General features: G+C 72.6%; 11 protein-coding genes. 2 read left to right on the top strand and 9 right to left on the bottom strand.

What is annotated here, in order from left to right:
* Positions 1-8: 8 nt before the first annotated feature.
* The 3 genes from HB370_RS01380 to fes all read right to left on the bottom strand — a co-directional run bounded on the left by HB370_RS01380 (position 9) and on the right by fes (position 3144).
* The gene (locus HB370_RS01380) at positions 9-782 is read right to left on the bottom strand and encodes a 2,3-dihydro-2,3-dihydroxybenzoate dehydrogenase (protein ID WP_030793861.1); all 774 of its coding nucleotides are present in this window, start codon (positions 780-782) and stop codon (positions 9-11) included.
* Positions 779-1756, bottom strand: coding sequence for an ABC transporter substrate-binding protein (locus HB370_RS01375; protein ID WP_030793859.1), 978 nt, complete (start codon positions 1754-1756; stop codon positions 779-781). The genes HB370_RS01380 and HB370_RS01375 overlap by 4 nt, the downstream gene beginning before the upstream one ends.
* A gap of 71 nt (positions 1757-1827) precedes the next feature.
* Positions 1828-3144 (bottom strand): enterochelin esterase, encoded by a 1317-nt coding sequence (gene fes / locus HB370_RS01370; RefSeq protein ID WP_078637816.1) that lies wholly within the window; start codon positions 3142-3144, stop codon positions 1828-1830.
* A 188-nt stretch (positions 3145-3332) separates the two neighbouring features.
* Between fes and HB370_RS01365 the strand changes: the two genes are divergently transcribed.
* Both HB370_RS01365 and HB370_RS01360 read left to right on the top strand, forming a co-directional pair.
* Positions 3333-4403, top strand: a complete 1071-nt coding sequence (locus HB370_RS01365; protein ID WP_037703303.1) for an iron chelate uptake ABC transporter family permease subunit — start codon at positions 3333-3335, stop codon at positions 4401-4403.
* Complete coding sequence (locus HB370_RS01360; RefSeq protein ID WP_244405338.1) at positions 4400-5476, top strand: iron chelate uptake ABC transporter family permease subunit; 1077 nt, start codon at positions 4400-4402, stop codon at positions 5474-5476. The genes HB370_RS01365 and HB370_RS01360 overlap by 4 nt, the downstream gene beginning before the upstream one ends.
* A 792-nt stretch (positions 5477-6268) precedes the next feature.
* Here the strand turns inward: HB370_RS01360 and HB370_RS01355 are convergent.
* The 6 genes from HB370_RS01355 to HB370_RS01330 form a co-directional block, all read right to left on the bottom strand.
* A complete protein-coding gene (locus HB370_RS01355; RefSeq protein WP_030793848.1) occupies positions 6269-7582 on the bottom strand; it encodes an aromatic acid/H+ symport family MFS transporter in 1314 nt (437 codons plus the stop codon).
* A 268-nt stretch (positions 7583-7850) separates the two neighbouring features.
* Entirely contained in the window at positions 7851-8804 is a 954-nt protein-coding gene (locus tag HB370_RS01350) for a catechol 2,3-dioxygenase (protein ID WP_030793846.1), read from the bottom strand.
* Positions 8801-9883 carry a 4-oxalomesaconate tautomerase gene (locus HB370_RS01345; RefSeq protein WP_030793843.1) on the bottom strand — a complete coding sequence of 361 codons (1083 nt, stop codon included), beginning with the start codon at positions 9881-9883 and terminating at the stop codon, positions 8801-8803. Before HB370_RS01345 ends, HB370_RS01350 begins: the two co-directional genes overlap by 4 nt.
* Positions 9880-10575 carry a 4-carboxy-4-hydroxy-2-oxoadipate aldolase/oxaloacetate decarboxylase gene (locus tag HB370_RS01340; RefSeq protein ID WP_030793840.1) on the bottom strand — a complete coding sequence of 232 codons (696 nt, stop codon included), beginning with the start codon at positions 10573-10575 and terminating at the stop codon, positions 9880-9882. The genes HB370_RS01345 and HB370_RS01340 overlap by 4 nt, the downstream gene beginning before the upstream one ends.
* Entirely contained in the window at positions 10575-11333 is a 759-nt protein-coding gene (locus HB370_RS01335; RefSeq protein WP_030793837.1) for a PIG-L deacetylase family protein, read from the bottom strand. The genes HB370_RS01340 and HB370_RS01335 overlap by 1 nt, the downstream gene beginning before the upstream one ends.
* A 48-nt stretch (positions 11334-11381) precedes the next feature.
* A complete protein-coding gene (locus HB370_RS01330) occupies positions 11382-12035 on the bottom strand; it encodes a GntR family transcriptional regulator (protein ID WP_030793834.1) in 654 nt (217 codons plus the stop codon).
* Positions 12036-12923 lie beyond the last annotated feature (888 nt).

Below are 12923 nucleotides of genomic sequence, written 5' to 3'. Positions count from 1 at the left end.
GCGTGTGGTCAGGCCCGCAGGGTGGCGCCGCCGTCGACGTACAGGTCGTGCATCGTGATGTGGCGGGCCCGGTCGGAGGCCAGGAAGACGACGGCGTCGGCGATGTCGGCGGGGTCGGCGATCCGGCCGAGCGGGATGCCGGTGCGGTAGGACGCCAGGTCCCCCTCGATCACCCGTCGCGCGGAGGCCCCCTCGTCGTCCCCGGTCCACAGGGCGCGCTGCATGTCGGTCATGGTCGAGCCGGGGGAGACCGTGTTGCAGCGCACGCCCTGCCGGGCGACCTCCAGGCCGAGGCACTTGGTGAACATCACCGCGGCCGCCTTGGAAGCGGCGTAGGCGGCGAGATTCGCGCGGGGGACGCCGGCCGCGTTGGAGGCGACGGTGACGATACTGCCCCGGCCCCGTCCGGTCATCCGGCGGGCGACGGCGCGTGAGACGTGGAAGACGCCGGTGGAGTTGACAGCGAAGTGCGCCGCCCAGTCCTCGTCGGTGAGTTCGGCCACCGGTGCGTCGCGCAGGACGCCGGCGACGTTCACGGCGACGTCCAGCGGGCCGAGGGTGTCCTCGGTCTGCGCGATCAGCGCCTCCACGGCGGCGGCGTCGGTGACGTCCAGGGTCCGGGCGGTGACCCGCTCCCCGAGCGCCGCCGCGTCGCCGAACGCGAGGTCCGTGGCGACCACCCGGGCGCCCTCCGCGACGAGGGCCGTGACCACCGCGGCACCGATGCCCCGGCCCGCCCCCGTCACGAGGACGAGGCGGCCGTCCAGTCCCGTGGCGCTCACGAGGCGAGCGCCTTCGTCAGGTCGTCCAGGACGATCCGCGCGGCGAGCGGACCGCCGGCGCTGTTCCAGGCGGAGCCCTGGACGACGACGACGTGGCCGCTCCGCTCGGCCTTCAGCTTGCCGAAGTTGGGGACCTTCTTCGCCTCGGCGTACGCCTTCTCGCCGTCGGCCTTGTCACCGAGGGTGCCGAAGACCAGCCAGTCGGCGTCGATGGTGGACAGCTTCTCCAGGCTCACCGGCTCGCTGTGGCCGCTGCCCACGCCCTGCTGGTCCTTGGGCCGGCCGAGGCCCAGGTCCGAGAGGGTGGAACCGACGTGGCCCACCCCGCGGCCGACCGCCGACGGGGCGCCGTTCTGCCAGCGGACCACGCTGACCGACGCGCCCGCGTTGTCGCCGAGCTTCTTCTTGGCGGCGGCCAGGTCCGCGTCGAAGCCACTGATGGTCTTCTGGGCCTCGGACTCCTTGCCGAGGGCGTCGGCCGTGGCCGTGAACGCCTTCTTCCAGTCCTCGTTGAGCTTGGCGGTGACCACCGTCGGGGCGATCGACTCCAGCTTGGAGACCTGTGTCTTCACGGCCGTCGTCTCGTCGAGCAGGATCAGGTCGGGCCGGAGGGCCGCGACCTTCTCCATGTCGGCCTCGGCGACCGTGGCGACCACCTGCGCCGTGCCCGCCTTGCCGGCGAGGTAGGTGGAGACGCCCTTCTGCCCGCGGCCCGCGGTGGCGCCGACCGGCTCGACACCGAGCGCCAGGGCGGCGTCCAGGGTGGGTTCGCTGAGCGTGACGACCTTCTTCGGGGCGGCCGGCACGTCGACCTCGCGGCCCGTGGCATCGGTGATGTGACGGGTGCCCGGCTCCTTGCCGCTCGCGCCGTCACCGCCGCCGTCGCTCCCGCAGCCGGTGAGGAGGACGGCGCCGGTCAGTACCGCGGCGGCGGAGGTCAGGAGGGTTCTGCGGGTGGAACGACGAGTGGACATGGAAGAAGAACTCCTGGGTCGAGGGTGAGGGGAGGGAAACGGTTCTCGGGGTTCCGGCCGGGGGCCGGGGTTCAGCCGGCCAGCAGCCGGGCCAGGCCGTCGGCCAGCGCGCCGTGCCAGCAGGCGTAGTCGTGACCGCCGTTGAAGGCGTCGAAGGTCACCCGGTGGCCGCCCGCGCGCAGGGTGTCGTACAGGACGCGGGCGTGGTCGACCATGGTGCCCTCGTGCAGCCCCACGTCCAGATGGACGGTCAGGGGGCGTGGCGGCTCGGCCTTGAAGCGGGCGACGAGCCAGGGGTCGCCGTGCACGGGGGGTTTGGGGCCGGGCGGGGACGGCAGCCCCGGCCGCCACCACAGGGAGGGCGACTGGGCCAGGACGTTGCCGAACCGGTCGGGCCGCAGGTACCCGGCGTACAGGGCGGTCAGGCCGCCGAGGCTCTGTCCGGCGACCACCGTCCGGCGCGGGTCGGTGGTGATCGGCCAGCGGCCCGCCGCCCAGGGCAGCAGGACGTCGGCCAGGAAGGCGACGAACGGCTCCCGGGCGCCGAGGTCGCGCCGGCGGGCGGTCCGGTCCACGGCGTCCGGCGCGACGACGGCCAGCGGCGGCAACGCCCCGTCGGCGATCATCGCGTCGAGCGTGTCGGCGAGACCGAGCCGCCCGAACCACATGTCGCCGTCGCACACCACGGCCACCGGCAGCGGTGTTCCGTCCCGGCGTCCGGTTTCCGGCGGCAGGTAGACCCAGGCGTCCCGGTCACCGACCGGGGCCGCGGCCGTCACCCGGTGGCGTTCGACGCGCCCGGCCGCAACGGTGCCCCGGCGGCCGGACCACGGCTGGGCCGGGGCGTCCGGCAGCGCGAAGACCGAACTGTCGGCGGACTGCCAACGCGTCGCGATCCTGCGGAGGTTCAGCGGATCCGCCGCCGCGTGCGCGGCGAGCGAGCGCAACCGCTGCTGGAGGGCGTCCGGGTCGGCCGGCGGCTCGCGCAGCGAGATGTCGGCGGCCAGCCGGTACGAGCCCCGGTGGTCGGCGCGCAGCCGCAGCCCCAGGTGCCAGACGTCGGTCCCCGGGACCCGCTCCAGGAGCGAATCGGCGAGCCGGTCCCGGTCGGTGACGCGGTTGCCGCTGAACAGCACCTGCCGGGTGGCGCGGTGACCCCGCCACAGGAAGGTGACCGCGCGATGCCGAGGATCACCGTCGATTTCCTCGACCAGCGGCGTGCCCGAACGTTCCGCCTCGCGCCAGAACTCGGCGGCCGACGCGGCGCGGCGGACCGCGTCCGCCCCGGCCGTCTCCGCCAGGAGGCGTGCGACGCGTGGGCCGGTGACCCGCACCGGACGGACATCCGATGCTGTGTCATTCGGGGCGGAACTGGACAGGGTGGTCATCGGTGTTCTCCGTGAACCGCGTTGAGGCGCGCAGGACGACCGGTTGTGTGGACGAGATCGTCAACAACTCCGGTTAGGTTAGCCTAAGCTAAGCACATGTCCATTGGAATGTGTGCACACCATCGGCCGAAAACGGTGTCCGCCCCCCGGCACCGGCCGCGGTGCCGGGCCCGCGCGGCGGCGGCCTCATGAGCGCGGCCACCGCGTCCGCCCCGCCGCCGGACACGGCACCCGGCTCCCGGGCCGCCCGCACCCGGGCCGCCCGCACCCGGGCCGCGCTGCGCCCGGCCGGTCTGCTCCTCGGAGCCGTGCTGCTGGCGGCGGCGGCCGCCCTGTCACTGGCCGTGGGCACCAAGGGAATCCCCCTCGACCAGGTCTGGTCCGGCCTGTTCACCCCGTCAGGCAGCGAGAACGACGCGATCGTGCGGGACTTGAGACTGCCGCGCACGCTGATCGGCGTCGCGGTCGGCGCGGCCCTGGGCCTGGGCGGCGCGATCATGCAGACCCTGACCCGCAACCCGCTCGCCGACCCCGGTCTGCTCGGCGTCAACGCGGGTGCCGCCGCGGCCGTGGTCACCGCGATCGGCGTCCTCGGCATCACCTCGTTCACCGGATACCTGTGGTTCGCCCTGGCCGGCGCGGCCGTCGCCGCCACCGCCGTGCACGCCCTCGGCGGCGGCCGATGGGCCACCCCGGTCCGTCTCGCGCTCGCCGGAACCGCCGTCAACGCGGCCCTGTTCGGCTACGTCAACGGCCTCTCGCTGTGGCACCTGAGCACCCTGGACGAGATGCGGTACTGGTCGGTCGGCACCCTCGCCAAACGCGACGCGTCCCTCCTGCTCACCGTGGCACCGCTGCTGGTGGCCGGCGCGCTGCTCGCCTTCGCGCTGGCCCGGCCGCTCGGTGCGATCGCGCTCGGCGAGGACCACGCGCTGGCGCTCGGCACGCGGGTGCGGCGGGTACGGGTGCTCTCCGTCGTCGCCATCACCCTGCTGTGCGGCGGCGCGACCGCCGTGTGCGGCCCGATCGCCTTCATCGGCCTGATGATCCCGCACGCCGCCCGCGCCTTCTGCGGCCCCGACCCGCGCTGGCTCATGCCGTACTGCGCGGTGTTCGCCCCGGTGCTGCTGCTCGTCTCGGACGTCATCGGACGGATCGTCGTCCCGCCGTCGGAGATCGAGGTCGGCACGGTCACCGCGTTCCTCGGCGGACTCCTCTTCATCCATCTGGTACGGCAGCGGAAGGTGGCCCAGTTGTGAGCCCGGTGCGGGAGAGGAAGCGCCCGGCCGTCCACGTCGATCCGCGGCGCGGGCTGTTGCGCACGGGGCGTTGGTCGCTGCGGTACGACCCCCGGGCGGTCCTGGTCTGCGTGCTGCTGGCCGCGCTGGCCGCCCTCGCGATGGTCCTCGCCCTCGGCACGGGGACGTACGAACTGTCCCCGGCCGAGGTGGTGCGAACCCTCTTCGGCGACGGGCCGCCGGGCGCCGGGTTCGTGGTCCTCGACCTCCGGCTGCCGCGCGCCCTGGTCGCCGCGCTGGTCGGGTTCGGGATGGGCATGGCGGGCGCGGTGTTCCAGTCGCTCACCCGCAACCCGCTCGGCAGCCCCGACATCATCGGCTTCGGCAACGGCGCCTCGGCGGGCGCGCTCGTCGCCATCATCGTGCTGGACGCGGGCGCGACGCAGACGGCCGTCGGCGCCGTGTCGGGCGGCTGCGCCACGGCCGCGGCGGTCTACCTGCTGGCCTGGAAGCGGGGGGTGCACGGCTACCGGCTGGTGCTCGTCGGCATCGGCGCCTCCGCGGTGCTGGGCGCGGTCACCAACTTCCTGTACCTGCGCGCCGACATCGGCAAGGCGGCGCAGGCGGCGAGTTGGACGATCGGTTCGCTGAACGCCCGGGACTGGAGCGACGTCACCGTCGCCGCGCTCGGCGTGGCGGTGCTCGGGCCGGTCGTCCTGGGGTACACGCGGCGCCTGACCATGCTGGAGATGGGCGACGACACCGCCGCCGCGCTGGGCGTCCCGCCCGAGCGCAGCCGCCTGATCCTGCTGAGCGCCGGTACGGGCCTGACGGCGCTGGCCGTCGCGGCGGCCGGACCGGTCCCGTTCGTGGCCATGGCCGCGCCCCAGCTCGCACGCCGGATGACCCGCGCGGCCGGCCCCAACATCCTGCCCGCCGCCTGGACGGGCGCCCTCCTGCTCACCGCGGCCGACCTCGCCACGCAACGCCTGACCGGCTCGGCCCTGCTCCCGGTCGGCGTCCTGACCGGCGTGGCCGGCGGCGCGTACCTGGCGTGGCTCCTGCGGGGCGAGCGGAGGGGGGCGCGGCTCTGAGGGCGGGGCCGGGCGGGGAACGGTCCGGACGTGTACCGGCAGGGGCTGGGGCAGTCCGGAGGCGAGAAGGGGCCCTGCGGCGCGCACGCGACGGCGCCTCACGGCACTCGCCGACTGGGCCGCGGGACGTGCCGCGTGTCCCGACCGGAGCGTGGCGCACACCCGAGTGGATGCCGGTGCCGGTGCCGAGGTGACCGGGGACGGGCCTCTCGCAGGGTGGCCCAGCGTGTCGAACGCGGCGAGCGGTACGCCGTGGCCGCCCCGCCGGACAGTGGAACGACGAGGGGGACGGTCGCCGCAGACTGCCCGTCGGCGAAGTCCACGCCTGGGAGCCGGGCCCTCCGGCAGCGACCGCGTAGCCGTTGGGCGGGGCGCCGCGGTCCGTCACCTGCCGGCCGCTGCCACCGCGGTACGGGCGGCCGGCTCCAGGAGGGCGTCGCCGAGGTCCGGCCGAGGGCGGCGCGCAGCAGCGGGTCGTATCCGCTTCGGCGCGGCCACGCGACGGCCGGCGACTCCAGCGGGGGATGCGGGCGTACAACTCGGGGGGCCTGACCGTTCCCGGTCCTCGCGTGGCGCCGATCTTGACGACTACCTTCCGGCCGTCCCGGATCCCGCCACTCTCGCTTCCACCCGCGTCCCCGACCGGGGAAAACGGCCGCCCGCGCAAGACGCTCGGCTGGGAGACCCCGGCCGAGCGTCTGCAGAGACTGCTGCCGCCTGATCACGCGGCACGTGGTGCGACGACTCCTGGCAGGCCCTCGGCGGTGCAGGGTCTTGTCCGTCTGCCCGCGGTCAGACTGCGGCGGCCGTACGCGTCTTGATGGTGAGGGCGGCCGCGGCCATCATGAGCGCGCCGAAGAGGGCGGCGCAGGCGTACATGGTGAAGCCGATGCCGGCGTTGCCGGCCTCGATGAGGGCGCCGCCGATCCACGGGCCGAAGATGGCGCCGAAGCGGCCCATGCCGGAGACCCAGCCGAGGGCGGTGGGGCGGTCCTCGTCGTTGTGGTGGGTGCCGACCGTCGCGTAGACCATGGTCTGGCCGGAGAAGAGCAGCAGTCCGGCGAAGAAGACCACCGCGTACAGGACGCCGACCGACATCTTGACGCCCATGAGGTGGACGAAGACGGCGGTCAGGGCGAACCAGGCGATGACGACCTTGCGCGGGCCGATGCGGTCGGCGGTGCGGCCGGCGATGAGCATGCCGCAGATGCCGCCGACGTTCAGGGACGTCGAGAAGAGCAGCGAGTCGCCGGTGTCGTGGCCGAGGTCGACCATGATCTTCGGCAGCCACTGGCCGACTCCGTAGACCAGGAGCAGACCCGCGAAGGAGGTCAGCCAGAAGCACAGAGTGGTGGACCACTGGCCGCGCCGGAAGAGATTCCTCAGCGCGTCCAGCTTGTCCCCGCTGTTCGCCTTCGGCTCGGCCAGTTCGGTGCCGTAGTCGGCGGCGAGCAGCTCGGCGTCGGCGCGGCGGCCGCGGGTGAGCAGGTTGGTGGGCGACTCGGGCAGCAGCTTGAAGGCGACCGGGAGCAGGATCAGGGCGGGGATCGCGGAGGCGATGAAGGTCGTTCGCCAGCCGTGGTCGTCGACCAGCCAGAGGGCGATCAGCGGGGCCAGGGCGCCGCCGGTCTGGTGGGCGGTCATGATGACGCCGGTGGCGAGGGCGCGGCGGCCGCGGCTGGTGAATTCCATGCCGTACGAGATCGCGATCGGCAGCAGCGCGCCGAGGCCGAAGCCGCACACGAAGCGGAAGGAGCCGAACTGGCCCGAGGACTGGGACCAGCCGGTACCCAGCGTGGCGAGGGTGAAGATCACGACGCTGACGAAGACGGTGACGCGGCGGCCGATCCAGTTCGAGGCCATGCCGGACAGGATCGTGCCGAGCAGCATGCCGAAGTTGGCGTAGCTGCCGATCGTGCCCGCGGTGTCGGGGGTGAGGCCGAGGCTGTGGCCGCCGAGCATCTTGGGGAGCACGGAGCCGTAGATGAACGTGTCGATGCCGTCGAGGAGGACGAGTCCCCAGCACAGGGCGATGACGGCGGTGCGGCTTCGGCGGGTCGCTGTCCCGGTCGCCTGGGCGAGCGGGGAGGCGGCGGAGGAGGACATCGTTGTTTCCTCTCGTGCGGGACATCGGACAGGGGCCTGGTCCCTGGCTGCAAGGGGGTGGGGCCGGTGTGGCTCGCGCGGCCGGTGGGAAAACGGACGGAGCACGCCCCTGAGCTGCGGACTCCGCGAGGGGAGCCGAGCTTGTTGTGGCGTAGACGTTAAGAAAGCCGTTCCCGTTGCGTCAACGCTTTTGTTGACAATTTAGGCAACGATTCGGCCCCGGGGGTGCGGGTGCGTCGTCCCCGGGGCCGGAAAGGCACGGATCAGGTCAGGGCCGCACGGGTGGTGTGCCGTGCGTGTGGAAGGACTCGATGGTCTTCAGGCCCCATGCCTGGCCCTTCTTGCGCTCCTCCTCGGTCCAGGTGATGAGTGGCCAGTCGGGGGCGAGGACGAGGCGGGTGAGCGGATTGCACAGTTCGACGCGGTTGCCGCCGGGTTCGTAGACGTAGAGGAAGAACGTCTGCTGGATGGCGTGCTTGTGCGGTCCCGTCTCGATGAAGACGCCGGTGTCGATGGCGAGGTCGGCGGCTCGCAGGATGTCCTCGCGGGTGTCGGTGGCGAAGGCGATGTGGTGCAGGCGGCCCGCGCTGCCGGTCCAGTCGGATGTGTAGACGACGTCGTACGACTTGTCGGTGTACGTCAGCCAGCGCGCCGCGATCTTCCCGGAGTCGAGCCGGATCTGCTCGGTGGGGCGGGCGCCGAGGACCTGTTCCTGGAACTCGGCGTTGGCGAGGACGTCGGCGGCGAGGAAGTTGACGTGGTCCAGGCGGCGTACGCCGACGCCGCGGTTGGGTTTGGCCTGTGGCTGGTTCTTGAGGGAGGGCTTGAGCGCGCCGGGGGCCTGGTAGTACTCGCTCTCCCAGTACAGGGCGTGTTCGTGGCCGTCCGGGTCGGTGGTGACGTAGAGCCGGCCGAGACCGGGCTCGTCCTCGGTCCACTCTCCCGTGCCGCCCGCCGCCTCGATGGCCCGCACCCGGCGCCGGAGCGCCTCCTCGCTGGAGGTGCGCAGGGCGAGGCGGCCGAGGCCGGGCTGGTCGCGGGCGGTGAGGACGAGACTGTGGTGCTCGTAGTCGTCGAAGGTCCGCAGGTAGACGGTGTCGCCGTGCTGTCCGTTGACGGTCAGGCCCAGGAAGCCGGTGAAGAAGGCGACGGAGGCGTCCAGGTCCGGGGTGAACAGCTGGGCGTGGCCGATGTGGGCGATGTCGCCGAGAGGCGGGGTCATGAGCGACCTCCTGCGGCTGGTACGGGGAAGACGGTGCCGTCGAAGATCTTGCGGGCGGTGCGGACGACGGCGGTGCGACGGGCCCTCGGGCCGCCGTCGGGAGCGCGTTCGATGCTGCTGTCGATGTCTGTGAATCCGCTGGGGTGCTCGATGCGGAGCCGGTCACCGTCCTCGGGGAGGGCCGCGATGCCGTGCGCGACGCTCCCCTCGATCCGCAGCCCGGCCGCCACGCCGGCGGCGCCCAGGACGCCGATGGAGGTGTGCACGCGGGCCGGGATGAAGGTGCGGGTGGTGACGGCGCCGCCGTGGCGGGGCGGTGAGAGGAGGGTGAGCTTGGGAACGGTGGTGCCGGTGACGTCACCGAGCCCCATCAGCCGCCCCGCTGCCAGCCGGATGTCGTGGAGCCGGGCGGTGAGATCCTGGTTCGCCTCCAGCTCCTCCGGGTCTTCGTGACCGGTGACCTCGAGGGCCTCGGCCGGGACCAGGACGGTGGGCATGCCGTTGTCGACGCACGTGACCTCGATGCCCGCGACCGTGTCGCGCACGTTCCCTGTGGGCAGCAACGTTCCCTTGCCCGGCGGGAATTCGATGACCACGGGGGCGGCACTCCCGGGGACCCCGGAGATCTCCGTGTCGCCGCTGTAGTCGACGCGCCCGTCCGGGGTCGGAAAGGTCGCCGTGGCGAAGTCGCCGGAGTTCACCATGCGGATGCGCACGGACGTCTCGTCCGTCCCCGCTCGTACGAGTCCGCGCTCGACGGCGAACGGACCGACCCCGGCGAGCAGGTTGCCGCAGTTCTGGCGGGCCGAGACCTCTGCCTTGTCCACGGCGACCTGGAGGAAGAGGTAGTCCACGTCGGCCTCGGGGTCGGCCGACGGGGACACCACGGCCACCTTGCTCGTGAGCGGGTGGGCGCCACCGAGGCCGTCGATCTGGCGCGGGTCGGGACTGCCCATGACCCGCAACAACAGCCCCTCACGCACGGTCTGTTCGGCGGGCAGGTCGTCCGCCAGGAAGTAGGCGCCCTTGGAGGTGCCGCCGCGCATCAGCATGCAGCGGATCCCCGCTGGGCCGCTCATGACCCGTCCTCCTCGTACGACCGGTAGGTCACCCCGAGCCGTGCGAGCGTTTCGCGCAACCCGTAGCGGTCCAGGCCGAGTTGCCCCTCCAGGAAGGCGGCGCGGGCCCCTGCCTCCTTCCGCTCGCGGGCCTCGGACGCCTCGGCGGTGTCGCGGGCGCGCTCGCGCGGGACGACCACCACGCCGTCGTCGTCGGCGACGATCACGTCACCGGGGCGGATCATCTGGCCGCCGATCACGATCGGTACGTTCACGCTGCCGCCGGTCGCCTTGACCGTGCCCTGCGGGCTGACCGCGGCGGACCAGGCGGGAAAGCCCATCGCGCGCAGTTCGGCGGTGTCGCGGATGCCGGTGTTCAGGACCACTGCGCGTACTCCGCGCCGCTGCAGAGCGGTGGCGAACAGCTCGCCGAACAGGCCGTCCGTGCAGGGCGATGTGGTGGTGACGACGAGGATGTCGCCCTTGCCGCACTGTTCGACCGCCGCGTGGATCATGAGGTTGTCGCCGGGCCAGCACAGCACGGTGACGGCGGTGCCCGCGACACGGACACCTTGCTGGATCGGGCGCAGATGCGTGCCGAGGAAGCCGGTGCGACCCATGGCCTCGCCGACGGTGGCCGTCCCGTGGCCGGCGAGCGCCTCGACGTCCTCCGCCTCGGCCCTGGGCGGGTTGGTGACGATCACACCGGGCATCAGGCGAGCTCCTTCGCGATCTGCGGGTAGGGCCGCATGTACGCCTCGGCCATCGTCTTGTGCGCGAGGCCCAGGTTGGGGCCGGCGTTCCGCTTGAGCTGCACTCCTCGGCGTACGGCGAGATCGGTGTAGTAGTCCCACAGGTGCTGCTGTGCGCCCAGGCACTCCATGGCCTTGCGCTTGGTCTCCCACACCTCGGTGATGTCCAGGAGAACCTCCGGCTTGAAGCCGCTCATCTCCGGCTGGTGCGGTTCGAAGTAGAAGACGGGCGGGGCGCCGATGATCCCGCCCTCGCCGGGGTAGCCGACGGCCTGGGCGAGGACGCGGGCCTCCAGGGCCATGCGGTTGGCGGCCGGGTGGTCGCCGTTGTACGGGTCCTCGGTGGGGTGGGTGAGGACGACGTCCGGCTGCGTCTCCCGGTAGACGGCGACGAGCCGGTCGGTCAGCTCGGCCGTGGCGACGAGCGGGTAGTCGCCGGCGTCGAAGAAGCGGACCTCGGCGCCGAGGACGGCGGCGGCCTTCTCGGCCTCCTCCCGGCGTATGGCCTTGATCTCCTCGAGCTTCTTTCCTTCCCGCCACGCCTTGGCCGACTCGCCGCGCTCGCCGAAGGTCAGGCACGCGATGGTGACCTTCTCGCCCCGGGAGGCGGCCAGGGCGATGGCTCCGCCCGCCCGCCACACGAAGTCGCCGGCGTGCGCGGTGACGACGAGGGTCGATCGGGGCGGAGCGGCGGCGGGTGCGCCGTTGCCGTGGGTCATGCTGTATCTCCTTGGTGACAGGTGCCGCACCCGCCCCAGGAGCGCGCTTCAGTCGGCGCGCAGGGCGTCGATCACGCTGCTGAGGTGGGCGCGAACGGCCGTCTCGGCCGCTTGCGGATCCCTGGCCCTGATCGCGTCGATCACGGCCAGGTGCTCACCCAGGGACTGCTGCGGACGGCCCGGCCGCAGCGCCAGCTGGAAGCGGTGGCGCACCAGCTGGGCGTTGAGCCGCTCCAGGAGACCGACGGCCGTGTGCTGGCCGGAGGCGTCCCGGATCAGGGCGTGGAGGTCATGGTTGAGCTCGGAGTAGGTGACCGGATCGCCGTCGGCGACCGCCTTGCCCATGGCCTTGCCCATGGCGGTCAGCTCGTCGAGCTGCGCGTCGGTGGCCTCGGTCGCCGCCTTGGCCGCGCACAGCCCTTCGAGCACCATCCGGCACTCCGTGATCTCCACGGCCTCCTCGACCGTGACCACCCGCACCCGTGAACCGCGGTTGCGGATCCGCTCGACCAGCCCCTCGGAGGTCAGATCCAGCAGTGCGGCACGCATGCTGGCGCGCGTGACGCCGTAGCTCTCGGCCAGCTCGTTCTCCACCAGCCGCTGTGCCGGTGCCATCTCGCCCCGCAGGATCGCCTTCCTGAGCCGCTCGAGTGCGTACTGCTTGGCCTGCTCTCCGGAGCCTGGACGGGCTTCCTTCGGCATCTGCCCTCCCTGAGTGAGTGCCTGTCGACGCTAAATCTAGGCGAACAGAATTGTCAACGATTCTGTTCTCACTTTTGCGGCTGGTGCGAGTCACGGCGGGCCGGCGGTGGTGGCGCAATCGCCGCGGCGTGTTCAGGCCGTCCATGGCGGTCGGCTCCGGCAAGGGACGGCGGAACGGGCTCACGGTGTCACGGTGTCGGTGGCCGGCTCTTGTGGCCCCTCACCTCGGCGGCCCGCTTGATGAAGTCGCCCTAATCCTCATCGGCGGCGTGGCCCTGGTGCCGGTGGTTCGCGTGGTCACGGCCTGGCCGGGCGGCTCGGCCACATCCCGGTCTCCCTCGACGGGCCCGTCTGTCGGTGCGACGCGACCGGCTGCCTGGCGACGTACGTCAGCACCCGCGCGGTCCTGGAGAAGGCCGGTCTCGACCATTCGGCTTCACCCCACGACACCGCGCCGCCCTCACCGACCCCGACCGCCGCCTGCGTACGGGGGAGTTGCTCGCTCTGGCCGCGCGGGACCGCGCCGGGCACGCCCTGGGCGCCGCGTTCCAGTCGCTCACCGGACTGACTGACCCTGATCGCGTCGTCCTCGGTGGGCAACTCGCTGACTGGCTGCCCTGGCCGAGGCCCGGCATCGGCGCCCGCCTCGCCCCGCGCCGGGAGCCTTCCTGGCCTGTTCCCCAGTCGTCACGCCCGGGACCCTCGGTGCCGGACGCGAACACATCCTCGCCGACCCCGCCGCCGTACCGAGGGAACCTCGCGGCAGCCGGTTCCGCACGCACAGGTCTCGCAAATGTCGGCGATAGTGCTACTCATATTGTTGACAATCTTGTAGCGTGCGTCACGCCTTGGCCCTGAGGCATCCGCGAAGCACTTGGTGCTCGATGA

This window comes from Streptomyces sp. DSM 40868 (assembly GCF_011820545.1).
Classification (GTDB): Bacteria; Actinomycetota; Actinomycetes; order Streptomycetales; family Streptomycetaceae; genus Streptomyces; species Streptomyces eurythermus.
The sequence above is the reverse complement of the archived record's forward strand: the minus strand, read 5'-3'. Positions and strand labels throughout refer to the sequence as shown.

What these genes read in the sequence shown, in the direction of transcription:
- HB370_RS01375 (WP_030793859.1), bottom strand. Translation starts at nt 1,756, where the DNA reads ATGTCCACTCGTCGTTCCACCCGCAGAACCCTCCTGACCTCCGCCGCC.
- fes (WP_078637816.1), bottom strand. Translation starts at nt 3,144, where the DNA reads ATGACCACCCTGTCCAGTTCCGCCCCGAATGACACAGCATCGGATGTC.
- HB370_RS01365 (WP_037703303.1), top strand. Translation starts at nt 3,333, where the DNA reads ATGAGCGCGGCCACCGCGTCCGCCCCGCCGCCGGACACGGCACCCGGC.
- HB370_RS01355 (WP_030793848.1), bottom strand. Translation starts at nt 7,582, where the DNA reads ATGTCCTCCTCCGCCGCCTCCCCGCTCGCCCAGGCGACCGGGACAGCG.
- HB370_RS01350 (WP_030793846.1), bottom strand. Translation starts at nt 8,804, where the DNA reads ATGACCCCGCCTCTCGGCGACATCGCCCACATCGGCCACGCCCAGCTG.
- HB370_RS01345 (WP_030793843.1), bottom strand. Translation starts at nt 9,883, where the DNA reads ATGAGCGGCCCAGCGGGGATCCGCTGCATGCTGATGCGCGGCGGCACC.
- HB370_RS01340 (WP_030793840.1), bottom strand. Translation starts at nt 10,575, where the DNA reads ATGCCCGGTGTGATCGTCACCAACCCGCCCAGGGCCGAGGCGGAGGAC.
- HB370_RS01335 (WP_030793837.1), bottom strand. Translation starts at nt 11,333, where the DNA reads ATGACCCACGGCAACGGCGCACCCGCCGCCGCTCCGCCCCGATCGACC.
- HB370_RS01330 (WP_030793834.1), bottom strand. Translation starts at nt 12,035, where the DNA reads ATGCCGAAGGAAGCCCGTCCAGGCTCCGGAGAGCAGGCCAAGCAGTAC.